Origin of the sequence: Hugenholtzia roseola DSM 9546, assembly GCF_000422585.1 — a bacterium.
GTDB lineage: Bacteria > Bacteroidota > Bacteroidia > Cytophagales > Bernardetiaceae > Hugenholtzia > Hugenholtzia roseola.
Genome location: NZ_KE383882.1, coordinates 17,669 through 42,009, shown reverse-complemented (window position 1 = coordinate 42,009; position 24,341 = coordinate 17,669). Strand labels below are relative to the sequence as shown.

The window sequence follows — 24,341 nt, the reverse complement described above, 5'->3', positions numbered from 1 at the left end:
TAACGTGATACCTGCTGATGGAAGAAACACTGTTGCATTGAAACCCTGTGAGGGTTCAAAAGTTATTGTGCAACTACAAATTACTGCATTTCGCCCTTTAATGTTTCATCTCGGAACATCTGACTACAACGATAGCCCTAATCCACGTTTTAATAGAAGAAAAAAATAACGATGAAAAATATATTAACTGTACTGTTTTTACTACTTTGTGTTGATGCTTACGCCCAAAATACTACGGGTTGGGGAATCTATGAGTACAACGATAAATATGATTCTTTAATAAAGAACATAAAAACAGAAAATTCAAAAATAAAATATTTATTTTTAAATAAAAATGTGATAAACACTCATATTTTTGATACTATTGTGGTGCAATATAAAAAAGATACTTCTACTTTTTCTATAGAAATAGAATTTAATGAAGATAGTCTATTATTTGACTCCTTTTTAGCTAGAGGTTGGAGAAATATAACAGGGATGGGAAGGACAGTCTATACGCAAACATATAAAAAATTAAAAATTATACGAAATATGAGTGGGGTTTATTTTTACAATGAAGACAAACTAATACTGTCATTAAATAAATACATTTTTTATGGAGACGCTATTTATATTTGCATTAGAAAAGAACAAGGCAATAGTTTATTTTATAAAACAATAAAAATATATATTATTCCAGAAGATGGTGTATTTGATTTGAAATCCCCATAGACGATATAGGCAGAGATGCCACCCCCCCGTTGTTCGTAGTGTTCCCATAACCCAAAAAATAACCCAAATGTTAGGCTTAGTCTGCGACTAAGACTTATCAATTCAGCAAATCTTAGATTTGCAAGGCTGCTGGTATTAAAACATAGACAAAACAGCATTTTGTATTTGTTTTTTGCTATTTTTGCAGTATCTTACAACGCAAATCTAAGATTTGCCGCACTGATAGGTCGTAGTCGGAGACTACGCCCAACGGGGAATTGCTTTAACATCCAAAACGCCTTATGTCTGCACTAAACAATAGTAACAGGTTTATATGTTTTTTTGTTGCTTTTTTTACTATTTTTTTATTATTAAATAAAATTTTATTTTTCTTAACGATAATTTTTTGCTTGTTATTAATGATAAATGTCATTAAGCTTTGCGAATCGTATTTAACTATATCTATCATTTGGCATCTATTATTGTTAGATATGTATAATTTTTTGTTTTTAATAGTGAATATGTTTTTGTCATGATTTTTTATAGCATAAAGTAAAGATTTTGCATATAAAGACTGATTAATACTTATTGAGTAAGCATTTTTTAGACTGTCTTTTATTTCCTTATTTTTTTCTATATTATAGAATATATCTAAATTTTTATTAGTAATATTTAGAACATTTATCATGCTATCTATAAAATCTTCAGAAGATTGCGCCGTTGCAAGAAAAGAAATACTATATATTAAGATAAAAAATAGGTTCTTTTTCATTTTTTTTTAATAATGTTATTATTTTTTAAATATATAGTTCTCACGCTCCCCCGTTGTGTATAGCGTTCTAATAACCAAAGCGTGAACTAAATGTTAGGCTTAGTCGCAAACTGCGTCCAATAATGGGTTTTCAGCCTTTTTCAAGTCCCTAAGTTGCCTGCGAAAGGCAGACAACCAAGCAGGACTTCTTTTTTCAGAGAGATAAGCCTAACTAAGGCGCACCGCCGTTCCGTATGCCAAAATTTCAGACGCGCCTTGCATGACCATAGAAGTAGCCAATCGTACATTGATGACGGCATCTGCGCCCATACTCAAAGCATCTTTTATCATGCGCTCCATCGCCTGCTCACGCGCCTGCGCTTGCAGTTGGGTGTATTCTTCAATTTCGCCGCCGACCAAACTTTTCAGACCTGCGAAAATATCGCGTCCTACATTTCGCGCTCGCACGGTGCTGCCACGTGCCACGCCCAAAATTTCTACTACCTCGCGCCTCGGCACAAAGTCGGTTGTGGTTACAATCATATTTTTACTTGTAGAAAGTTAAAACGAATAATAGTTGAAAAAAGTAGCCTTCGCGTTTTCATACGTGCTTCAAAAAGCAAGAAAGCAAATTCACAAAGTCAAATCGCCTTTTTATGAAAGAATTGCACCGAAACGGCACTAAACAAGGAAAAAGGACTTATTTTTGCCCTTCAAAAATACGAAATTTATCCAAGATGTGCAGCAACGTCGCTACCTTTTCTTGCATCTTGTCTGAAAATATGTTATTAAATTTTGAAAATCCTATAAAAAAATGAAAAAACTGTATCTACCTATCTTTTCAATGAGCCTTTTGATGGCTTTGCTTTTTCAAGCCTGCTCGTCGGGCAAAAAAAGTTTGCAGCGCGGCGACTACTACACTGCCTCCCTCCAAGCCGTCGAACGCCTTAGAAGTAGTCCCACCAACACGAAAGCACAGCAGACCCTAAGCCAAAGCTATTGGATGGCATTGGAAAATCTATTGCGCCAAACGCGCACCGCCGATGTTAATTCAAATCCTTTGAATTGGGAGCAGATTGCAGATTCTTACTATAAAATAAACCGTTTGGATAGAGAAATTCGAACTGCCCCTGCCGCCCTCAAAATCATTTCCGACCCCAAAAGCTACGTTAGCGAAGAAAATCAGGCACGCGAAAAAGCCGCCGAAGCACGCTATCAGGCAGGAAAAAAGGCGATGCAACTCAATACGCGCGAATCGGGAAAGCAAGCCTATGAGCATTTTCTAAAAGCTGACGGTTGGGTAAGTGGCTATAAAGATATTGTCCAACTGCTGCCCCAAGCCAAAATGATGGCGACTTTGAAAGTCTTGATGCAGCCTATCGGGGTGCCAAATAATTTCGCGCCTACCACCGATTTTTTCCAAAACCGCATGCGTACTTTTTTGGAAGACTACCGTCGCGGCAACGAATTTGTGATGTTTTTCACCCCACAGGAAGCGCAACAGTCGGGAATTTGCTGCCCCGACCAGTATTTGGTCATGAATTTCGACGAGTTTTCGGTAGGAAATATGGTCAATAATAACCACACAACTACACTAAAAGATAGCGTTAAAAAAGTGGTCAATAATCTAAGCGTCACCGAATTTGTGCAGGCAGATTTCACGCGCCACGAGCAAATTCTTATCTCGACAGGTATCATGGATTTGCGCGTTGTAGATGCCAAAACGAATCGCGTCTTGATGCAGGATAAAATTGGAAGCGAATTTCAGTGGAAACACGAATGGGCAAGTTTTAAAGGCGACGCACGCGCACTCAAAGCCGAACAAAGCAAACTTTTACAACAAAAAGCCTCACAGCCACCTGCCCCACAAGACCTCTTTGTAGGCTTTTGCGACCCTATTTTTAATAGAGCCACCGAGCGATTGAGGCAATTTTATAGAAGTTTTTAGCTTTCTGATAAGCCCAGTGGTGTTAAATTCTAAAAATTAGGTTCGAATGTAGGGCAAGGTATTGCCTTGTCCGCAGTGCGATTGAAATAAAAGAGGAATGAACCCCACCCTTCCCTCCCCCAAAGAGAGGGTATCAAAACCAAATTTTATTTTGTTTCTAATTTGATAAAATAAGGCTTTAAAAAAATAACAAACAAAACCCCAAGCCTCCTTGCAGAGTTGGCTTGGGGTTTTTATCTTAAAAGAAGACAACAAAACGAATCAAAATCGCTAAAACAACATCTTTAAAATAAAGAAGGATAAAGACAGATTTTATTCGGCAGGTGCTTCCGCGCTATCGGCAGCTTCGGCTTGTGCCGCCAGCTCGCCAATGGCTTTGTCTATGTGCCAGATGCCTTGTCCTTCTTCGCCGATGATGTCAAAAAGCTCGACGGCGCGTCTTGAAATAACTTCTTCTTCGCGCTGCTCCTGCACAAACCACTGCAAGAATTGGAAGGTAGCAAAGTCTTTCATCTTCAAACAAGCATCTACCAAATCGTTGATGGCATGCGTAACCTTAATTTCATGCGCTAAGGCATCTTCGAAGACTTCGCGCAGGGTTTCGAAATCGTATTTTACCTCTTTGATGGCAGGAGCTAAGGCATGTCCGCCTGCGTTGTTGAGGTAGTTAAAAAACTTCATCATGTGCATGCGCTCCTCTTCGGCGTGCTTGTAGAGATAGGCTGCTGACCCTACAAAGCCTTCTTTATCGCACCAAGAGGCGGCGGCTAAATACGCCCACGAAGAAACGGCTTCGAGCTTAATTTGCTGATTGATAAGCTCTTGCATTTCAGGCGTAACAGAAGTTTTGAGTGTAACAAAGGATTTTACTTTTCCCATAAGATTTATATCGAGTTTAGATGAGGATTCAGATTTGGAGGAAAGCCCATGTTTTTGAGCAGTGATGCTAAATTCTAAAAAACAGGTTCGAGCGTAGGGACAAGGTATTGCCTTGTCCGCTGTAAGATAGAAATAAAAAAGGATTTTCAGACCCAAAAATAGGGTTCTGCCCAAATTTTATTTCGTTTCGAATTTGACAAAACAAGGCTTTTCACAGAACGTAACGTTACTGCTTTTTCGAGTGGCTTTTGTGTATAGATACGTAATAAAAAGCGATGAGTTGGTGCAAATGTTTGTGCCTACCTTCAAAATTGCCAAACTTAAAATCAGTCTGAATAAAAGCCCTTTCCAAATGTAGGATAGGTTACAGTTCAATTTTTTGAATCTGCTGCACTGCCTCGCCACCTGCTTCTAAGGCTTCCATCATAGCAAAGACTTTATCCGACCAGCCTGCAATTAGAAACACATCTTTTTGTGCTTCTTCCAAAGGGAGGCTGCCGTAGCCTGCCAAGTCGAAAAGATAAAGTTTGGCATTTGGTGCAATTTTGCTTTTGTATTCATTCCAATAAGTAGCCAAATTTTCTTCGGTATATTGACTGTTCCAGAGTTGGCAGTCGGTAAAAATCAGGATTTTATCCATGACCACTTTGCGCGTAATTAAGTCTTTCAGAATCAAGTGTCCATTTGTAGAATAGCCAACTTCGCCTTCGCGCTTGCGCAGGGCTTCGGTATTGGCAAGGATTTGCGTTTGTGGCAGGTCTATGATTTTCCAAATATTGCCAAAAAGCCCCGAAACAACGGTTTGGCAGCGGTTTTTCAGAAGCATCGCCAAGACCAAGCCGATGTCGTACTGTTGAATGACGCTTTTTTCCGAAACAGACCAGTGCATCGAGCCAGATACGTCGCAGGCTAAAAGCACGCGCGTTTGGGCATCAAAGCCCTGCACATTTTCGGCACTCCATAAGGCGGCACGCTCCAAAGCGGCAATGAAAACTTCTTTGTTCGGATATTCGGAATACAAAAGTTCGCGATAAGCCGCCAAAAAGCGAAACGGAAATTGTTTAGACTGTAATACGGCGTTTTTGTTGCCGATATAATCCGCCACTTTTTGCAAGTGTGCAGCACTGACTTGGGCAGCCAAAATGTTGCGCAGGTTGCGCAAAATCGCCATATAGCCTACTTTTTTGCTATCGATGAGTTCTTCCCATTTTTGGCGAAAAGCCGCTGCTTTTTCGTTTTCGTCTGAAAAAGACTGCTGCCCTAAAACAGAAAGCTCTACTTCCCAAGTGTAGGGCGTTTCGAGGGTGTTGTTTGTGATTTTATCGAAAATAGCTTGTTGGGCTGCATCTTTGGCTTTTGGGTGTGAAAGGAAAAGTGCGTCGCGAAGTTTGATTTCTGTGGCGCGGTTGTATTTGGCAAACTGATATTCGTCAAATTTATTAAATGCTAATGCCAATCCTTTTTGAATTTGTTTCGAAAGTTTTCCTAATTTTTTGATACCCGCACGCTCATTCGAAGCCTGATAATAAGCCAATAGCTCGGTAATTTCATCTGCACGATTCACCACACGGCTGACCAAGCGGCTGACTAAGTCGTCGCCCCGATGCACCTTTGCCAATTCCACTGCCAAGACCAACGGAATAGAGCGCAAATACATCTGCTCACGCGCATAAACGGCTAATTGCGCCACAAAAAGAGGGTCATTTTTCCCTATCAAACTCACAAGACGCGCAATCCTTTTACCATTATTTTCATAAAACTTATCAGAAAGAGAAGTCGCAACAGTAGCCGCATAGAGTTCTAAGGCAGGCGAAAGCGGATAAGCAGGCGCACCTTCGTAGTTGGTAGGTGTGTTTTTTGAGGCTTTTTGGTTGAATCGCATCAGAGTAATAGATTAGATGAAGTAGCTTAAAAAGTGCATTTGATTAGAAAATGCGTAATGTTTTTTTGTATAATGCCTATGTAAAATAGGATTTTCTACACAATTAAAAATAAAAAAAAGAGGTTACAGGCGGAAAAACTGCTATTGGCTCTTTCGAGCTGGTCGCATCTTAGCCAATTAGACCATTGCTTTTTTGCAAAAGCAAGAGGGCTTCGAACCCCCAATCTCGACCCTGGAACGAAGTAAGTCTTTCCTACGACACTCTTTATTTTAAATATCTCAAATATTGACAAAAGAATTGCGAAAATATGCCAAAATAATAAAAAAGAGGCGACAGGCGCGAAGCGAAGACGCTCTAACCACTGAGCTACTCTCTTTGCAGAGAGGCAGGATTCGAACCTGCGACCTCCCGAAGCTTAGTCGAAGTATCGCTTCACTACGGCACTCTTTGGGGTAAGATACAAAATTTTACTGCATAAAGTTCGTGGCATGGGTATTTTTTTCATCTTTTTTTATGCAACAGAGTTGCAAATGCAAAAAATAGAGATTACTTTTGCAATAGTGTTGCATTTGCAAGTTTGTTGAATTTTCTAAACCCTTCTTGACAAATCCACTTCGGGGCTTGCCCATAGGCGAGCAACGAATTGAGCCAACTGTTGGGGCTTAAAGCGCGAAAAATGGCTATCCTAACGGCTGCACACGACCTCTTTCGTGCCAAACAAGTCGCAACCCAAATTGGCATCATGAAGGCGAGGCGACTGGAAAAATCGTATCGCGAGTCGGATATTTCCTTTCATGAATCGGAAAATCGCTACTTCGAAATTATTAATGCCCACTAAAACCTTTTTATAGATGAATTTCCTTACTAAAAAACTCCCCGTTACCGTTTTGAGCGGCTTTTTAGGCGCAGGCAAGACGACTTTGCTCAATCATATCCTACACAACAAGGAAGGCTTGAAAGTGGCAGTGATTGTTAATGATATGAGCGAAGTGAACATAGATGCCAATTTGGTGCGGCAGCAAAATGCTTTGAGCCGTACCGAAGAAAAGTTGGTAGAACTTTCCAACGGCTGTATTTGCTGCACGTTGCGCCAAGATTTGATGCAAGAAGTGGAGCGTTTGGCAAAAGAAGGGCGTTTTGACTACCTGCTCATCGAAAGCACAGGCATCAGTGAGCCTATTCCTGTGGCGCAGACTTTCACCTTCCAAGACCCCGAAAATGGAATAGATTTGAGCCAATTTGCTCGCCTCGATACGCTCGTTACGGTAGTAGATGCTTACAATTTTTTCAAAGATTTTGGCAGTGCTGATACTGTTTTGAGTCGAAACTTAAATGATGACCCCGAAGATACACGCACGATAGTCAATCTTCTGACCGACCAAATAGAATTTGCAGATGTCTTGATTTTAAACAAAACGGATTTAATTGATGCTCATCAACTCGGCACACTCAAAACTATCTTACACAAACTGAACGCTAAGGCGCAAATTGTAGAAAGTCGTTTTGGCAAAATCCCCCCCAATTTAATCCTCAATACCAATAAATTTGACTTTGAGGAGGCTTCTTCGGCGGCAGGTTGGATAGCCGAACTGCAAAAAGGGGTACATAAGCCCGAAACAGAAGAGTATGGCATCACCTCTTTTGTCTTTCGCAACAAAAAGCCCTTTCACCCACTTCGTTTCTGGACATGGCTTTCTGAAAACTTCCCTGCTACTATCATTCGCAGTAAGGGACTTTTTTGGTTGGCTTCGCGCCCCGAAGCGGCTTTAAATTGGTCGCAGGCGGGAGGCAGTTTGCGAGCCGAAAGTGCAGGAGTTTGGTGGTCGAGTATGCCTTTGCGCGAGCGCATGATGTACCCTTCTTTCGTTGAGTACAAAGATATGATAGAGGCAAGATGGGATAAAGATTTCGGCGACCGCCAGAATGAAATTGTTTTTATTGGTCAGGATTTAGACCAAGAACAAATTATCGCCGAATTGGAATCTTGTTTATGCAATCAGGCAGAAATAAAAGCGATGCAGGCAGGGAAAAAATTTGCCGACCCTTTCCCTATTTTCTCATAATTTTTAACAGTTATGAGCCTAATAGCGTTTTTATCCGCTCGATATTCTTTTTTCCTACCAAAATTTTGAACCACAAAATAAGGCTACCTTTGCCCTTCGCGCCCATCTTTTGGGCTTGCGCCAAATAGTGCCAAGCCTCGCTTCTTTTTCCATCTAAGTAGGCATGGACGGCACAAAAAAGGTAGCTATGTTTTCTAATGGTCTGAATTTGGTCGGGGTCTAAATGTAGTTCTTTGATGATTTTTTCGGTAGCCAAAAGTCTTGCCTGAATGACTTTGCTATGGTTTGCCATCGAGCGGGTGTCATGGTCGATGAGAGAAGTGGTTACTTTATCAATGACAAAAATTTCTTTTTCCCAAGTGTTTTTTATGATAAATATCCAATCTTCACAAATATTAAAATCTAAGGGGAAACCTATCTTAAAACTATCTTTCCTAACACAAAACATGGCATTGAAAAAGTTTCCTTTTAAAAACAGTTTGTAGTCATATCTGCCCTCTGCAATGCTAAAAGAAGCAGTAGGAGCAGAAATTCCCTTTTGTGTAATGAGTTGATGCTTCGTTGCAAAAAAATCTACGTCTTTTTCGGTATCGATGGCATTTTTGAGGGTCTGTAAATGGTCGGGGTGCATGGCATCATCAGAATCGAAAAAGACCACAAATTCGCCTTGTGCTTTTGCTACGCCGAAATTTCGTGCTGCCGAACGTTCTTCGTTTTGTTTGTAAAAATAGCGTAAGCGCGGCTCATTTTCAAAATGCTTTTCTACTTGTGTGGCTGTGTCGTCTTGGCTGCCGTCATCTACGACGACAATCTCGAAATCCGTAAAGCTCTGTGATACAACCGTTTGCAGGGTTTTGATAAGACGCGCAGCGCGGTTGTAGGTCGGAATGATAACAGAAAAAAAAGGCATACGGCAGAGGGAAAGATTCGTGGGTTAGGAAAGCAAAGTTAAACAAAAAAAAGCAACCCTTTTGGGGCTGCTTTTGGGTAAGACAACTTTCCCTTTGGCGGCTTATTCGTTAGGAATAAGGTCAAAAACTACGGTAGGTGTGTTTTTGTCTTGCTCTTCGGGTACAGTGTAAGTAATTCTGATGTTTTCTTCGCTTGCTTGCGCTTGAACGGTCTGTCCGCTAAAAGTCATCTGTGTGCCTGCGTCATTGACTGTCCAGTTACCAGAAGTTGCAGGGGCAAAATTGTATGCCAAGCCACCCAAGTTGATGCCGTAAGTGGTAGGGTTGGGTCCATCACTATTAAGCGTAAGGCGGAAGTTGGCGATATTGTCAGTAACACCCTGACCATCAACGGTGAGAGTTCTGATTTTCCACTGCTTAGAGATAAGCTCTACCAATGTTTTTTGTGGCTCTGGTTTTGGGTCGTCCTCCGAGCAAGAACATTTGGTAAGGAAAAGCACAGAGAAGAGGGTCATTAAAAGAAGAGAGAGGCGTAATGCTTTCATAAGTAAAGGCGAGTTAAGAATTGAAGAAAAGAAAATTTGCGTATAAAGATAAGACGTTTTTTTGAGATATGAAAGCGCGTTTTTAGTTTTTTTCGTAAAAACGGCTTTTTAGTTCGTGAATGTCTATTTTTTGGGTGCAAAACTCATACTCTTGCTCAAGGTTAGAGGCAACGATAACGACTTTTTGCGCTATCTGGCTCTCGATGTGGGTGCGATACCAACGTGCATTGAGGCTATCCAAATTAGAAGTTGGCTCATCGAGGGCTAAAATGGCAGTGTCGGAAAAGAGGGCGAAGGCAAGCCGTACTTTTTGCTTCATGCCTGAGGAGAAATGGCGAATTTCCTTCTTCCATACGCTCGAAGCGAAGCCAAGTGTTGCAGCCATTTCACTTTTATTAAGACTCATTTTTTTGAATTGGCTATGAAAGTGCCAAAGTTCGTGCAAAGTAAAGTCTTCTACCACTTCCATGTAGGGGGCAGCCCAAGCCAAGTGTGCAAAAAGGGCTTCGCTTGTAAGGTCTTTTTCGCCCATTTGATAGCGCAACAGACCTTCGGTAGGTAGATGAAAAGCCAAGATAGTTTTGAGCAGGGTGCTTTTGCCGCTGCCATTATTTCCCACTAAAGCCAAAGGTTCGCCTTTGGTGATGGAAAGTGAAAGGTGGCGAAAAATCCATTCGCGTCCGTATCGTTTGCCTATGTTTTCGAGCGCAATTTTCACAACTGTTCTAAAAAGGATAGCAATAAAATAAAATGCAATGATACAAACAAAACGCCTAAGAATCAAGCCCTAAGCGAAGATGTAAGAATTTGGGAGCAAATATTTAAAACTATGCGACTACTACTGTCTTGATGTTACAAAATTCCTGAATCCCAAAATCAGAAAGCTCTCTGCCGAAGCCCGAATTTTTGATGCCCCCAAAGGGTAGGATAGGGTCGGATTGCACCATTTGGTTGATAAAGACACTGCCCGATTCGAGGTTTTGTGCCATTTTTTCTGCCTTTTCTATATTTTTTGTCCAGATAGAAGCACCCAAGCCATACGCACTGACATTAGCCCATTCGAGGGCTTGTGTTTCGTCTTCCACGAGGCTAAGGGCTGCCACTGCCCCAAAAAGCTCCTGACGAAAGGCTATATTTTCTTTACTTACATTTGTAAGAATTGTAGGAAAAAAGAAGTTATTTTCTCTTTTTCCCCCTGTGAGTAGTTTCGCGCCTTCGGATAGGGCTTGCTGCACTTGCTTTTCTAAGGTATCTGCCAAATCTGGACGCGCCAACGTGCCAACTTGGGTAGCCAAAGAGAGTGGGTCGCCTACGACTAATTTTTCCATCTTTGCTTTGAAAAGCCTTGTAAATTCTTCTGCAATTTCTTTTACCACAAGGAAGCGTTTGGCGGCGATACAACTTTGTCCACTATTCTGACAACGCGACAAAACTGCCATATCACTTGCCACTTCGAGGTCGGCATCTGCCAAGACGATAAAAGGGTCGCTGCCGCCCAACTCTAATACGCTCTTTTTTAGATACTTACCTGCCAACGCTGCCACACTTGCTCCTGCCCTTTCGCTGCCCGTAAGCGTTACGGCTCGCACGCTGGGGGTGGCTATTATTTTCTCAACATCTTCTACTTTTAAAATCAAATTCTGAAAGACTTGAGCAGGAAAGCCCACTTCTTTAAACAAATTTTCTATGGCAAGGGCGCAGCCAAAAGTATTAGGAGCATGTTTTAAAAGGGCAGTATTGCCTGCCATCAAGGTAGGCACTGCAAAACGGAACACCTGCCAATAGGGGAAGTTCCAAGGCATGACGGCAAAAATCGTCCCCAAAGGTTCATAACGTACATAGCTTTTTGAAAAGTTACTTGTGTAATTTTTTTCAGATAAAAACACAACTGCTCTTTGGGCGTAGTAGCGACAAAGTTTGGCACATTTTTCCACTTCTGCGCGTGCCTGTGTCAGGGGTTTGCCCATCTCTTGGGTTGCGATTTGGGCTAACTCATCGCGTTTTTTTACCAATAAATCTGCCATTTTTTCAAAAAGTGCTGCCTTTTCGCTTATTTCTACTTTGCGCCAAAAGCGAAAGGCGCGGTCAGCCGCTGCCACTTTTTGCGAAAAAACTTGTTCATCTTCAAAAGTATAAGTTTGAAGGGCTTTTTGTGAAAAGGGATTGTAGGTAGTGTAAGTTTGCATCTGAAATAGGAGGGAAATGGACAATAAAGGTAAAGCGAAGCAGAAATGTAGATTTTTTTTTTGAGAAGGCAAAATTTAGAGATTTTGAAAAGGTAGCCCTATTTTTTTTGGAAAGTTGCAAGTTAAGAAATTGTAAAACGACTTTTTTTCAAAATTTTCGCCTGCTTTTGGGGCTTTGCCTCTTGTTTATATGACAAGCATTTGATTTTTAGCGAAATTTTGTTTATACTTGCCTACCCTTTAAGCCTTCAAAATATCTCACCTCTCACAGAACTTCGCATTATGAACAAGCCAAAACTATCTTTTTATTTCTTTTTTTTTATTTTTTTTAGGATTGATTACTTCCTCTGTGTGGCTTATCGGTTGATTTTAGTGCAGAAAATAGCGGGCTACAGCACATCTTTTATATCACTATGTTAAAATGTTGATATAAAACTATAACATACTTGTATTTAGGTTGGTTAATAATATTTGTTTTACTTCTAAATTCAAAAACATGAAAACTTTTCTAAAAAGTGTTGTGCTATTGCTTTTCTTTTTACTTGCACACAACGGACTTTTGGCACAAAGCGAATCCCCCTCGAGCGATATGATGCCAGACAAAGCTGCATTTTCTTCTCAATATGATTATGAAAAAGCCTTTCAAGTTTGGGCAAATCAGCATATTGATTTGTATGTGCAACTAATTGAAACCAACGCCGAAGAGGTCAGAGATGGACTTCCGCTCTTTCTTGATACGGGCAATTACAATGAAGATGCGCTGCGCTATGAGCGATTGAAAAAGATATGGATTGCGAATAATCCTGACAGGTATCGCACTATTATATCAAAATAACAAAAATTAAAAAAATATTATGAACAATAAATTTACTCTATTTTTACTTTTTCTGCTTTGGTTTTCGGCAGAAAGGGTGAGCGCACAGTGTCCTACTGCGCCGCCAGACGTAACGATTGCTTGCGGGAGTTCGCATTTGCTCAATGCTCAATCTATGAATGTTGCTTACAACGTAACGGCAACCTCCTGCACACCTGTAGCAATTACGGGTACAAATGCCTTCCCTACGGCTTGTGATGACTGTGTTACTGGGCAGATACCTATCGGTTTTAACTTTGATTTTTATGGAAATAATTACACAACTGCTGTTATCCAAAGTAATGGTTTGCTTGGCTTCGGTGCTTTCACTTACACAGGTTATACACCCTTTCCTATTCCTGCCGCAGGCACGCCAAACAATTACATTGCAGGTTTTCATGCCGATATAGATATTAGGTTTGGCGGCACGATAACATATCAAACCGTTGGCACTGCGCCCAATAGGAGGTTTGTTGTAAGTTACAACAACGTTGTACCGTATTCATTTGGTACGGGAGCTGGTATTGGTACGGCTTCGTTTCAAATCATTTTGAATGAAAATGGGAGTTTTAATGTCGTTGTATCACAACTTTCAGCGAATTGGAATGCTACCACTTCGGGTGCGCTTGCTACTTCGGGTGCGGAAAACAATGACGGTACTTTAGCCTTTCCTGTGCCGGGGCGAAATAATACAGACTGGCCTGGCATTGTACCTGCTAACCAAGACTGTCATCTTTTTTCACGAATAGAATGTAGTTTCGTCAGATGGGAGGTCGCAGGAGTTTCGGTTTCAACTTCATCTTCCTATTCAGTATCGCCTGCGGCAACTACCACCTATACGGCTGTTTGGAATTGCATAGGAGGGGGTGCGCCACCAACTTGTACCGATAATGTAACAGTTACCGTTTCGCCAAACTTACTCACAGGAACAGGAGCAACGATTTGCCAAGGTGCGCCAAGTGTTGCCCTGACTACAAACAACGCCTGCGGAGGGGCACCCATCAGTCAAGGAGCTGTTTTTAATGCAGGCGAACTAACCGTTTCAGACCCCACGTGGAATAGAAATTCAGGCGGAACTACCTGCGGTGCAAGTGCTGGTACAAATCAATACTATGATGTTTTTGCTTTTACGGTCTCAACGGCAGGCTCTTATACGTTTGATGGTTGTTTTCCTACCATTGATGGGCATGCTTCTTTATATCAGAACGCCTTTGATGGTTCTTCACCTTGTGCTGTGCCGAGTAATTTCATTGTCGCTTTAGTGCCGGGCGTAGTCTATTACATCGTTTCAACCACTTTTGGTTCTGGAAGCACTGGGGCTTATAGTTGGACATTTAGCGGTCCGGCAGGTGCTACCATTTCAAGTGGTCTTGGTGGAGTTGAATGGTACACGGCAGCAAGTGGAGGTACGCCGATAGGCACAGGCACGAATTTCAATCCTGTGGGTGTGGCTGGCTCAGGGCTTGCCAACACAAACACAGCTGGCACAACAACTTACTATGCCGCTTGCGCCTCAACGCCTAATTGTAGAATTGCTTTAAACTATGTCATCTCTGCCGCGCCTTCTATTAGTGCGATAAGTTCTAATACAACCGCTTGTTCGGGTGCGTCTGTCAATCTTAGTGCAACTTCTGCGGGCAATACAATTAGGTGGTATAATGCGCCAACAGGAGGCACGCTATTGGGTACAAGTGCAAGCGGCGCAAACTTTGTAGTTTCACCACTTACCACAACAACCTACTACGCCGAAGCCTATGATGGAAGTTGTGCTACTCTTACAAGGTCTGCCGTTACGGTAACCGTTTCTGCACCGCCTTATGATAACTTCTGTAATGCTGCGCCTGTTTTTGTGGGTTCAAATGGTACTTTTTCCAATACTTGCGCCACAGTAGAGGGCGGCGAAATTGGCGGCTCTTGTTTTACCGCTACCAATGCCGTTACGAATAGCATCTGGACGGCTTTCACCCCTGCCGTTACCGCTCCTTATGCCATTAGCATCACACAAGGTACTGACAATACCTTTGCCGCAACGGGAGGCTTTTTCGATTCCGAATTGGCAATCTTTACCAATTCCGCTACCTGTCCTGCTGCCCCAAGCCTTACCCAACTTGCCTGCAACGACAACGGTGCTACTGCCATTGAGCCTGTCTTTTCGGCGATAGCTTCTGTCAATCTTACGGCAGGGGTTACTTATTATATCCAAATTGATGGAAAGGCTTATTTTGATGCAGGAAACGCATTTTTGGGTGCTTCCAATGCAGACGATATTATCCTTTTCATAGAACAGCTCGACCCGCTCCCTGTAGAGTGGAAACGCTTTGAAGGGCAGGCTGAAAAAGCACACAACCTGCTACTTTGGGAAACGGCGATGGAAAAAGACATAGCGCATTTTGTAGTAGAAGCCTCTACCGACGGAATCGCTTTTGAGGCACTTGGAAAGGTAGCACCTCACCAAAGACCCTCTGAATACAAGTTTGTCCATCAAAACCCCGAACATCTTACTTACTACCGCCTAATGGAGGTGAGCTTGGCAGGCGAGAAGTCGTATTCTAAAACACTTCTTTTGAAGCGCGAGGGCGTAGAAAACAAAGTCGGACTCTTAGCCGCCTATCCTAATCCTACCAAAAACAACCTCAATTTGCGCCTTTATACCCAAGAAGCCGAATTGATGCAGTTCCAACTGACGGACATGCGTGGGGTAGTGGTGCTGACTTCTTCCCTACAAACGGCGGCACGCCAAACTACTGAAACGGAATTTTCTTTGCAAAATCTGAAAGCAGGCGTTTATATGCTTATCCTGACAGGAAAAAATGGCAAAGAGGTTATCAAGATTGTCAAAGAATAGCATTTTCTACATAGAATTGGCTTTTTGCTGGTAATGGTCTTGTGTTTTCATAGAGGCACACTACCTTTCCTAATTTGTCCCTAAAACTTGTCCATAAAATTGTCCCTAATAGAGGCGCTGCTTTTATTAGGGACAAGTTTTTTAATTTGGCTGCCAAATCTGCCTCAATCTGCATACAACGCTGTGCGTAGAGATAGGCAGAAACTTGTCTTTATTTGCCGTTGTCTGTGAAAAAAGTTATTTTTGCAGGGTCAGAAAATAAAGCCTACAAAGCCCTGAATGAGGCTCACGCCATTTTGGGAGCAGGCTCAAATTATTTTCGGTTTTAATCTTCGCTACCTTTTGGCTACTTCAATGGAAAACGACCTCAACTTCCTGCCTTTTTTGTATCAGGGCGATATGTTATTTTTTCAACGCCTCGAACCGACACAAAAAGAGCAACAAGAAACCACACAAAACGCTTCTTCCGAACCTATCGCCCCTTCGCCAGAAAGTTCTGTGCCTTCTTCCCTTTCAGAAGAAAAGGCGGCAGTTCCTGCGCCAAAGGTTGAGCCCAAAGAGCTTGTGTTTCGCTTTGTAGGAAAAAATCAGAAACAGATTTTGGTGTTGTTGGAAGATGAGGAATCGGCACAGATGCTGCTTTCACCCACGCATCAGAGTTTTTTGGAAAACGTCTTGGGCGCAGGTGGCGTATCGCTTGCCGATGTTGCCATTTTAAATTTAAAATCTCAATCCCTTCCCGAACCGCGCCTTTTTTGGGCAAGTGTTCGCAAACAGTTTGCGCCGCGCTATATTTGGGTAGTGGGCAATCTAATGCCTATTTTGGGGCTACCTGCTGCCAAATTGTATCTTCCGACAGAATACAAAGACCTTGTTTTTTTGGTTTCAGACCCCTTTGAGGCATTAGAACAAGATAGACAGAAAAAGTTTGCCCTTTGGCAGGCACTCAAAACGCTACCTTTTTATCAGGGCTAAATTTTATGCTAAATGCTTCTCTATTTTGCCCATTGTTCTATCTTAGTTGCCCATTTTTCATTGTCTGAGGTTCTCATTATTTTCTTGCCGTTGTCTGTGTCCCCACAGACGACTATAGGTTGCTTGTGGGACACAAGCAACGGCGGGGGCAGGCAGGGCAGCAGGGCAGGCACTCAAAACACTACCTTTTTATCAGGGCTAAATTTTATGCTAAATGCTTCTCTATTTTGCCCATTGCTCTATCTTAGTCGCCCATTTTTCATTGTCTGAGGTTCTCATGATTTTGTTGAAATTTGTGATAAAATAAGGCGTAAGGGTATGATTTCCATTGACAATCGTAAGGCGTAGGGGCTTGAAGGTAAAGCCTGCCGAAAAATCTTCTAAGTTGGTAAAGAAGCCATCGAAACCCAAAAAGACGCGCTTGATTTGCGCACCACTGCACAAAAGTAGGTGTGGTTCGCCTGTTTCGGTGTCCTTGCCTTCAAATTCCAAGATGTCGTCGTAGAGGCGCAGTTCGCCCAAATAGCGGTGTATGGGTTCTAATTGCATCAGGCGCATCGAAAGTTTGAGGCGGTCGGTTAGGGTGCGCTGTTGGAAATCTTCTTGATAGATGAGATATGTGGAGGTTTTTTGGATAGGCATGGGCGTAGCAGCTTAGGGGTTAGGCTTTGAAATATGCTGAAAATAAGTAAAAAGTCAGAATATAACAAACCAAAGTAGCCAAAACCAGCCAATAAAAATTTTGCCAGTTACCCAAGATGGGGGGCTTTTCATCGGAAGTGGAAGCAGGCGCAAGGTCGGTCATAGGGGAAGGTGGAATCGCTAAATGGTGGGCAGGTTGCTCAAAAAGCCTTATCTTTGTAGCCAATATCAAGGCTCTCCAAAGGAACAAAAAAAAACGTACTTTTCCAAATGTCTGCCCATTTCTCTACTTCCGATACGCATTATCAAGAGGCACTTGCTACTTTTGAGGCGCAAATTGCAGCCCTACGCCGCAGTCAGTTGCGCATTGCGGCAAATTTTTCTTCTGCCATTTCCCTTATCTTGGATTGTGTGCAGCGCAATAGAGGGAAGGTCGTTGTTACGGGAGTAGGAAAATCAGGCATCATTGCACACAAAATTTCGGCTACCTTTGCCAGCACAGGCACGCCTTCGGTCTTTCTCAATGCTTCCGAAGCTCTGCATGGCGACTTAGGCATGGTCGGTCAGGGCGATGTCGTCTTGATGCTCTCTAAAAGCGGCACTACCCTCGAACTTATCAAAATGATTCCTACCTTGCAGCGTGTTGGGGCAAAGACGATAGGCATTTTTGGCAATATCCAGACGCGCCTATCAGAGATGCTCGATGTGGTCTTAGATGGCAGTGTGGAGCGCGAAGCCTGTCCGCTGAATTTAGCACCTACCAGCAGCACTACCGTTGCGCTCGTGATAGGTGATGCCTTAGCAATCGCTTTGATGCAGGCGCAAAATTTCCGCCCTGCCGATTTTGCTCTCTATCACCCTGCGGGGCAGTTGGGGCGAAATTTGCTCCTTACGGCTGCCGATGTCATGCACAAAGGCGAAAGGCTGCCCCTTATTGCCAAAGAGGAGTCGCTCAAAAGTGCCGTTTTAATCCTGACACAAAAAAACTTAGGTGCGCTTTGTGTCTGCAATGCAAAGGGAGAGTTAGAAGGTATCCTTACAGATGGCGACATCAGGCGTTGGCTCACCAAAAGCGACAACCTACACGAAAAGGTAGAAAATCTCATGACGGCTGCACCCACTACGGTTGCGCCCAGCGATACCTTAGCGCAGGTAATGAGCGTGATGGAAAATCCGAACAAGCAAATTTATATCGTACCCGTAGTAGAAGGCAAGATTTGTGTCGGATTGGTACGCATGCACGACATTTTACAACAGTAGCGCGAAGCTCCAGTTTCGCGTTTCTAAGAAAAGGCTTTTTTTGCCAAATTTGATACAAAATAAAATTTGGACTGAATCCTACTTTTTGGGTCGGAAAATTAGTTTTTCATTTCAATCTCACTGCGGACAAGGCAATGCCTTGTCCCTACATTTGAACCTAATTTTTAGAATTTAATATCACTGCGCATGGGGTTTTCGTCTGAAACCTGCGATTCTGATAACTTTTTCACAAATCGGAGGCTAAGATTAGGTTTTTACACAAAAAAAACAGAAATTTGCAAGTCCAACTCTAATTGTTTGATTTTAAGGCTTTCATTTAGAAAAACACCTTTCAAACGCAGACCGAAACCTCTCTTTTTTCATAGCGCAATGTTAGAAAACTTAACTGCCCGCCTTGACCGTGCCGTCAAGACCTTGAAGGGGGAAGGGCGCATTACCGACGTAAATATAGCGACCACTATCAAGGAAATCCGCCGTGCCTTAGTAGATGCCGACGTTGATTACAAAGTGGCAAAAGCCGTTACTGACGAAATTAAAGATGAAGCCATTGGGCAAAAAGTATTGATTGCGGTCAAGCCCGGCGAGTTATTTACTAAAATCGTCTATGAAAAGCTCGCCGAATTGATGGGGGGTAGCCGAAAGGATATGAACCTCACAGGCGCACCTGCTGTTGTACTTTTAGCAGGTCTTAACGGTGCAGGAAAGACTACTTTCGCTGCCAAATTAGCCAATCATATCAAAAAAACAGGCAAGACCGTCTTATTGGCTGCCTGCGACGTGTACCGTCCTGCCGCCATCGAGCAGCTCAAAGTCTTAGCCGAGCAAATTAGTGTAGATGTCTATGCCGAGCCTGAAAATAGCTCTGATGTAGTAGGCATCGCGCAGCGTGCAGTGGCGTATGGCAAAGAAAAAGGCTTCCGCGTCGTCATTATCGATACCGCAGGGCGTTTGGCTATCAACGAAGAGCTAATGCAGGAAATTGAAGCCGTCAAAAAAGCCCTCAACCCTTCCGAAACCCTCTTTGTAGTAGATGCCATGACGGGGCAAGATGCCGTCAATACCGCCAAAATTTTCAATGAGCGCATCAATTACGACGGCGTTGTCCTGACTAAATTAGATGGCGACTCGCGTGGTGGTGCAGCTCTCTCTATCCGTCGTGTGGTAGAAAAGCCCATTAAATTTATTGGTACGTCTGAAAAAATAGATGGCATCGATGCGTTTCACCCCGACCGTATGGCGCAACGTATCTTGGGTATGGGCGACGTACTTTCTTTGGTAGAGCGTGCGCAGCAGGCTTTTGATGAAGACGAAGCCCGCCGCATCAATAAGAAAATCCGCAAAAATCAGTTCGATTTCAATGACTTTATCTCACAAATCGAGCAAATCAAGCGCATGGGTAACATCAAAGATTTGGTAGGCATGTTGCCCGGTATTAGCAAAGAATTGAAAAACATCGAAATAGACGATGATGCCTTCAAACCTATCGTCGCTATGATTCAATCTATGACTCCCGAAGAGCGTGGCAATCCCGACCTTTTAGATGGCAGCCGCAGAAAGCGCATCGCCAGAGGTAGTGGCAGAACCATTCAGGAAGTTAATAACCTTATCAAACAGTTTGGTGAAATGCGCAAACTCATGCGCAAGATGAACCAAATGTCTGCTCCCAAGCAGAAATTGGCAAAGATGATGAAGCGCAAATAAATGGTAAGCCCATAGCGGCAATTTCCTTTTAAAGCCAAAAAAAGACCCTTTCGTTTTTAAAGCGGAAGGGTCTTTTCGATGTTATTTTTTAGAAAGAAAATCGTTGCTTTTACGAGTCGTTTGAAATTTTAAAAAATATTGTAAAGAACAAAATACAAAATATCGTTCTGCTTGCTTGTTTTTTGCCAACGGTTTACTGTGAAATTAGCCAAGCCTGTGCTTCTTCCACATCTTTGAATTGGCTTAATTGTAGTGCGCCCCCAAAAAGGGTCGTGCGTCTTTCTGCATTGTTGATAGCCACTTGATAGAAAACATCATCAGAAAGTACAATCGCAACACGTATTTTTCCACTTACCTTTATCATTTCAGGTACAATTTCGCCAAAGACCCACTCCAAATGCCCCGGTGGAATTACTTTGCCTAAGCGGTCGTCTAAAAAGAGCTTGCCCGTTTTATTTTTTTGTACTAATTCTAAGATATGTCGCCAAAGTTCTTGGTATTGGTCGAGGCGGTAGTAGGTCTTGGCAGAGGCATAGACCCATTTATTGGTAGCGTTGTAGCCTGCCGTAGCGAAGGCGGTATCAAAGGTAATGGTGAGATTTGCTGACATAAAAGCGAAATTTGAAGCGTGAAGGAAACTGAAAAAGGGTGAAGGCTCACCCTAAGTCGCGCGTCAAATCGAGTTCGCTTTGTTCAAGGGTGGCTTCAGTTACGAATATAGGTTTTCCGTAAATAACTTCAAACTTTGAGAAGGGAAAAGGTATAATTTTTTTGTCCCAATCGCCTGTACGGAAATAGCTTTTGTAACGAAACTGTATGGGAATGATAGGTTTGCCCGATAAAAGGCTTAATCGCAAAGCCCCTTTTTTTAGCACCTTTGCCGGACCCAAAGGACCATCAGGCGAAATGGGAATGTTGTAGCCCTCCTTCAAAAGTTTGCTAAGTTTGATAAAAGCCTCTTTGCCCGAATTGCCCGTAGAGCCTAAAATCAGTTCATCATATCCAAGCCAGCGCATGAGCGTGTGCGAGGGCTTCATGTATCGCGCAGGGTGCAGCATAACGGCACTTTTGGGCTGCCTTTGGTGCGAAAAAAGCCCAAAATACGTAACCCAGTTTTCATGCCAAAGGGCGTAGAGTGCGCCTTGCTGTGCTTCGGATTCCGCTTGGTCTTCCCCCTTGTACTCGATGCGACACGTCCAATATATCGTTTTGAGCAGCGCAAGCAGGCAGAAAGCAAAAAAATGATGCCCGTAATAGTAGAGTGCTGCCCGAAAACGGAAGGGCTTGCGAGCCGTTGTTTCCTCTGTTTTTAAGGTAGGCGAAGGAGCAGAGTCTTCTTTTTGCGAGGATTTGAACTTTGGAAAGGATTGTTGCTCGAAGGGAAAGGAAAGGGGAGAGTGAGGATAGTTAGAAAGGTGATTCATGGCTTGTTCTATTTTATAGTGTGATAGAGGAGTGAAGGTCTAAGGGGTAACCCTTGTTTTTTGTAGCAACACAATAGAAGCCGATGGCGTTTTGAGAGAAGAGAGCAGTTGGGCTGCCTCTTGTTGTAATTTTGACCGTAAAATCCTACTTTTTTACGTACCTTGCAAGTATAATCGCATCTCAAAATTGTATGCTTGTGTGATAAAAATGCCATTTGGTAGCTAAAATTGGCACGCCAAAAGCAATTACAAAAAAAACAATGCAGTTATTAAACCTACTCAAAATAAAACGTAGAAGGTTTGATATAGCACTTTTTTAAGCGAAATCCGTATTTTGGGAAAAGAAAACGACGAAAAAAAGCAAAAAGGTACATAGAAAAGAAAAATGCCTTTTTTTCATTTCTCAGCAGGCTTAAAAGTCCTTGCCAAAAGCTAAAAGTATTTCCATTTTTTGATTTTTTCACATTTATTCACATTTGCCTCTTTGCGCTTTTTACATGCCCTGATGCCAGAAAATAGCATTTTTGAGTAGGCGCGATAGCGGATAGAGTAGCCAAATGAAAGCCAAAGTCCAAGCCAAAGTCCAAGCCAAGATACGCCATAATTTGTTTGTTTTCTTTGTATTTATATCATAAAAAAGTACTTTTTCTAAATAAAATCCTAATCCTACCCAATGCACCAAAAAAAAGGGCGCAAGCAATCTTTCGCCATCTGCCGCCTGTATCTTGCCCAAACTATTGAGGGCGACGAAGTAAAAAAAAGCAGCCCCATAAAAAAGCGACAAGGTTTTGTTTTTTGTAAAAAAAATAAAAAGAATACCCAAACCCAAAACCAAAAAAATGGCGATACCTGCACCCAAATAAGTAGGCAATTTTTCAAACTCGAAACCAAAGAAATGCCAAAGGTGAGAAAAAAGCGAATCGGGTAAGAGGCTATTCCAAATTTTAGAGCCATATAAGGTTAAATTTTCTACCAAACTTGAACCGTAGGCGTGAGATTGCGCCCTAAATTTGCCTTCGGAAAGGTGAAAGCCGCGCCATTGCCAAAAAAGAAAAAAGAGAAAGGCAGGCAGAAAAAGAAGCGATAGATAAAAAAAGTGTGAAAATGTTTGATAAAAATAAGCATAAGACTTCCATTTTTCTGACTTAAAAAAATCTTGGCTACTTGCTGTAAAAAGCATCATAAGCAAGCCCAAAAGCCAAAAAATGCCAGCATTGCGCTGCATCACCAAAAGAAGCGCGAGCAGTGCAAAACAAAGAGATTGAAAGGTAAAACTTTTTGATGTATTTTTTTTATCAGGGTAAAAATACCACAAAGCCGCCAAAAGGAGCAGGAAAAAACTTTCCGACCAGAGAAAAATCGATACCATAAAGAGAGGCAGAGCCGTTAGCAGTGCCAAAAAAGTCCAGATTCTTGCTATTGCACTTTTGACATTTTTTTTTATAATTTGGTATAAAAAAAAGTATAAAATTACAGAAAAAAACAACTGTTGGGCGGCTACAAAAGGCAGAATCTCACCCTTATTTTTTCCGATACAAGCGAGCAAGGCAGGATAGAGAGGAGTCCAATGCACAAAAGGCTTGCCGTTGGCGCGAAGTAAGGCGTTTTTGACGTGGAGGCTTTGGGCGGCAGCAAGGTAGTCGAAGGAATCTGCCGTTAGCCAAATGCCTGCTTGTGTGGCATATTGTTGTAGCAAGCCCCAAAAGAGGATACCCAGCGCAGCGAGGTAGGCAAATTTTATCTTCTCGAAGGCTTGAAGGGGATTTTTTTTTGAAAGCATCAGGATTTTTTCTTACTTTGCAGGTTCGAAGGGGAGGTTTCTTACACGTCATTTACAAGACAAACGCAAGACCAATATGGAAGATATTTTTGGAAAAATAGACCTGACCGTGATGCGACACGTGGTTTTTGTCCTTTTGATGGCACTCACGACGGCGCGTTTGGCAAAGGCTGCCGTTAATAACTACTTGGTGCAATTAGGCGAAAAAAATGATTACGACAACACCACACGCATCAAGTTTTTTCGCAACACCATCAATTTTTTGGTCTTTACCGTTGCTTTTTTGCTCATTACCTACGCCATTCCCTTTTTGCGCTCTATTGCCGTTACGCTATTTGCAGGTGCAGGTATTTTCGCTGCCGCTATTGCCTTTGCCTCTCAAAAGGCATTTAGCAATATCGTGAGCGGCATTTTTATCGTGGTCTTCAAGCCTTTTCGAGTGGGCGATATGATTACGGTTGGGACAAATATCGGTTTTGTGGAAGATATTACGCTGCGCCATACCATCATCAAAAGTTTAGAAAATAGGCGTGTTATTATTCCCAACTCTACCATTAGTTCGGATACGATTGTCAATTCTTCGATAGAAGACCCCAAGACGTGCATTTTTGTCGAGATTTGGGTACAGCACCAGACCGACCTTAGAAAAGCCATCGAGCTAATGCGCGAGGCGGCTTTGGCACACCCAGAGTGCATCGATAACCGAAGCGAGGAAGATAAACTCAACGGCGATTCGCCTGTAACGGTGCGCGTCATCAATATCACCGAAGTAGGAATTTTGCTTCGTGCCTACGTTTGGGCGCGAACCCCCGATATTGCCTTCGTAACCAAATGCGACCTTTTAGAAACCTACAAAAATACCTTCGAGGAAAACGGCGTGCTTTTGGCTCTGCCTCGTCGCCTGCTTTCGTATGAAAAATAAAATGCACCCTGTCAAATTTTTGCCGAAAAGTGTTTTACCCCACCCCAAACCCCTGCCCCCAAAGGGAGGGGCTTTCTTTTCGC

General features: G+C 42.5%; 24 protein-coding genes. 11 read left to right on the top strand and 13 right to left on the bottom strand.

From position 1 onward, the window contains the following. Positions 1-171: 171 nt before the first annotated feature. The gene (locus G500_RS0114925; RefSeq protein ID WP_027003136.1) at positions 172-711 is read left to right on the top strand and encodes a hypothetical protein; all 540 of its coding nucleotides are present in this window, start codon (positions 172-174) and stop codon (positions 709-711) included. Between the two features lie 262 nt (positions 712-973). Here G500_RS0114925 and G500_RS0114920 read toward each other — a convergent pair whose 3' ends face one another. Both G500_RS0114920 and G500_RS0114915 read right to left on the bottom strand, forming a co-directional pair. Then, positions 974-1,462: a hypothetical protein gene (locus tag G500_RS0114920; RefSeq protein ID WP_027003135.1), complete on the bottom strand. Its 489-nt coding sequence runs from the start codon at positions 1,460-1,462 to the stop codon at positions 974-976. A 207-nt stretch (positions 1,463-1,669) separates the two neighbouring features. Further along, a complete protein-coding gene (locus G500_RS0114915) occupies positions 1,670-1,984 on the bottom strand; it encodes a YbjQ family protein (protein WP_027003134.1) in 315 nt (104 codons plus the stop codon). Positions 1,985-2,255: 271 nt separating this feature from the next. On the opposite strand from G500_RS0114915, the gene G500_RS0114905 reads away from it, so the two are divergent. Further along, the gene (locus G500_RS0114905; RefSeq protein ID WP_027003133.1) at positions 2,256-3,389 is read left to right on the top strand and encodes a hypothetical protein; all 1,134 of its coding nucleotides are present in this window, start codon (positions 2,256-2,258) and stop codon (positions 3,387-3,389) included. Positions 3,390-3,701: 312 nt separating this feature from the next. Here the strand turns inward: G500_RS0114905 and G500_RS23700 are convergent, their stop codons facing one another. Beyond that, positions 3,702-4,268 (bottom strand): ferritin, encoded by a 567-nt coding sequence (locus G500_RS23700; protein WP_035757624.1) that lies wholly within the window; start codon positions 4,266-4,268, stop codon positions 3,702-3,704. A 193-nt stretch (positions 4,269-4,461) separates the two neighbouring features. Between G500_RS23700 and G500_RS26045 the strand changes: the two genes are divergently transcribed. Further along, a complete protein-coding gene (locus G500_RS26045; RefSeq protein ID WP_161626143.1) occupies positions 4,462-4,626 on the top strand; it encodes a hypothetical protein in 165 nt (54 codons plus the stop codon). Between the two features lie 6 nt (positions 4,627-4,632). On the opposite strand, the gene G500_RS0114885 is transcribed toward G500_RS26045, so the two are convergent. Beyond that, positions 4,633-6,150, bottom strand: a complete 1,518-nt coding sequence (locus G500_RS0114885) for a TROVE domain-containing protein (RefSeq protein ID WP_027003131.1) — start codon at positions 6,148-6,150, stop codon at positions 4,633-4,635. A gap of 644 nt (positions 6,151-6,794) precedes the next feature. Between G500_RS0114885 and G500_RS0114875 the strand changes: the two genes are divergently transcribed. Further along, positions 6,795-6,989 carry a hypothetical protein gene (locus G500_RS0114875; RefSeq protein WP_027003130.1) on the top strand — a complete coding sequence of 65 codons (195 nt, stop codon included), beginning with the start codon at positions 6,795-6,797 and terminating at the stop codon, positions 6,987-6,989. A 13-nt stretch (positions 6,990-7,002) separates the two neighbouring features. Further along, positions 7,003-8,214, top strand: a complete 1,212-nt coding sequence (locus G500_RS0114870; RefSeq protein WP_027003129.1) for a GTP-binding protein — start codon at positions 7,003-7,005, stop codon at positions 8,212-8,214. 10 nt (positions 8,215-8,224) lie between these two features. Here G500_RS0114870 and G500_RS25180 read toward each other — a convergent pair whose 3' ends face one another. The 4 genes from G500_RS25180 to G500_RS0114850 all read right to left on the bottom strand — a co-directional run bounded on the left by G500_RS25180 (position 8,225) and on the right by G500_RS0114850 (position 11,856). Then, entirely contained in the window at positions 8,225-9,124 is a 900-nt protein-coding gene (locus tag G500_RS25180; protein WP_027003128.1) for a glycosyltransferase family 2 protein, read from the bottom strand. Between the two features lie 102 nt (positions 9,125-9,226). Then, positions 9,227-9,670, bottom strand: coding sequence for a hypothetical protein (locus G500_RS0114860; RefSeq protein WP_027003127.1), 444 nt, complete (start codon positions 9,668-9,670; stop codon positions 9,227-9,229). An 82-nt stretch (positions 9,671-9,752) separates the two neighbouring features. Next, positions 9,753-10,388 carry an ABC transporter ATP-binding protein gene (locus G500_RS0114855; protein ID WP_027003126.1) on the bottom strand — a complete coding sequence of 212 codons (636 nt, stop codon included), beginning with the start codon at positions 10,386-10,388 and terminating at the stop codon, positions 9,753-9,755. 109 nt (positions 10,389-10,497) lie between these two features. Continuing rightward, on the bottom strand, positions 10,498-11,856 hold the full coding sequence (locus G500_RS0114850) for an NAD-dependent succinate-semialdehyde dehydrogenase (protein WP_027003125.1): 1,359 nt from the start codon (positions 11,854-11,856) through the stop codon (positions 10,498-10,500). 496 nt (positions 11,857-12,352) lie between these two features. Between G500_RS0114850 and G500_RS0114845 the strand changes: the two genes are divergently transcribed. The 3 genes from G500_RS0114845 (at position 12,353) to G500_RS0114830 (ending at position 16,529) form a co-directional block, all read left to right on the top strand. Beyond that, positions 12,353-12,691 (top strand): hypothetical protein, encoded by a 339-nt coding sequence (locus G500_RS0114845; protein WP_027003124.1) that lies wholly within the window; start codon positions 12,353-12,355, stop codon positions 12,689-12,691. Positions 12,692-12,710: 19 nt separating this feature from the next. Continuing rightward, entirely contained in the window at positions 12,711-15,554 is a 2,844-nt protein-coding gene (locus G500_RS0114840) for an Ig-like domain-containing protein (RefSeq protein WP_027003123.1), read from the top strand. A 279-nt stretch (positions 15,555-15,833) separates the two neighbouring features. Continuing rightward, positions 15,834-16,529: a hypothetical protein gene (locus G500_RS0114830; RefSeq protein ID WP_027003121.1), complete on the top strand. Its 696-nt coding sequence runs from the start codon at positions 15,834-15,836 to the stop codon at positions 16,527-16,529. A gap of 222 nt (positions 16,530-16,751) precedes the next feature. On the opposite strand, the gene G500_RS0114825 is transcribed toward G500_RS0114830, so the two are convergent. Together G500_RS0114825 and G500_RS26175 are read right to left on the bottom strand one after the other, a co-directional pair. Then, entirely contained in the window at positions 16,752-17,171 is a 420-nt protein-coding gene (locus G500_RS0114825) for a hypothetical protein (protein WP_027003120.1), read from the bottom strand. A 19-nt stretch (positions 17,172-17,190) separates the two neighbouring features. Further along, positions 17,191-17,421: a hypothetical protein gene (locus tag G500_RS26175; RefSeq protein ID WP_035757621.1), complete on the bottom strand. Its 231-nt coding sequence runs from the start codon at positions 17,419-17,421 to the stop codon at positions 17,191-17,193. A gap of 20 nt (positions 17,422-17,441) precedes the next feature. Between G500_RS26175 and G500_RS0114815 the strand changes: the two genes are divergently transcribed. Both G500_RS0114815 and ffh read left to right on the top strand, forming a co-directional pair. Then, complete coding sequence (locus tag G500_RS0114815; RefSeq protein WP_027003119.1) at positions 17,442-18,431, top strand: KpsF/GutQ family sugar-phosphate isomerase; 990 nt, start codon at positions 17,442-17,444, stop codon at positions 18,429-18,431. 369 nt (positions 18,432-18,800) lie between these two features. Then, on the top strand, positions 18,801-20,132 hold the full coding sequence (gene ffh / locus G500_RS0114805) for a signal recognition particle protein (protein WP_027003118.1): 1,332 nt from the start codon (positions 18,801-18,803) through the stop codon (positions 20,130-20,132). A 193-nt stretch (positions 20,133-20,325) separates the two neighbouring features. Here ffh and G500_RS0114800 read toward each other — a convergent pair whose 3' ends face one another. The 3 genes from G500_RS0114800 to G500_RS0114785 form a co-directional block, all read right to left on the bottom strand. Next, on the bottom strand, positions 20,326-20,742 hold the full coding sequence (locus tag G500_RS0114800) for a hypothetical protein (protein ID WP_027003117.1): 417 nt from the start codon (positions 20,740-20,742) through the stop codon (positions 20,326-20,328). Positions 20,743-20,788: 46 nt separating this feature from the next. Further along, positions 20,789-21,556: a lysophospholipid acyltransferase family protein gene (locus tag G500_RS25175; protein WP_051203690.1), complete on the bottom strand. Its 768-nt coding sequence runs from the start codon at positions 21,554-21,556 to the stop codon at positions 20,789-20,791. Between the two features lie 493 nt (positions 21,557-22,049). Then, entirely contained in the window at positions 22,050-23,336 is a 1,287-nt protein-coding gene (locus G500_RS0114785) for a hypothetical protein (RefSeq protein WP_027003115.1), read from the bottom strand. A 76-nt stretch (positions 23,337-23,412) separates the two neighbouring features. Between G500_RS0114785 and G500_RS0114780 the strand changes: the two genes are divergently transcribed. Further along, a complete protein-coding gene (locus G500_RS0114780) occupies positions 23,413-24,258 on the top strand; it encodes a mechanosensitive ion channel family protein (RefSeq protein WP_035757619.1) in 846 nt (281 codons plus the stop codon). Positions 24,259-24,341 lie beyond the last annotated feature (83 nt).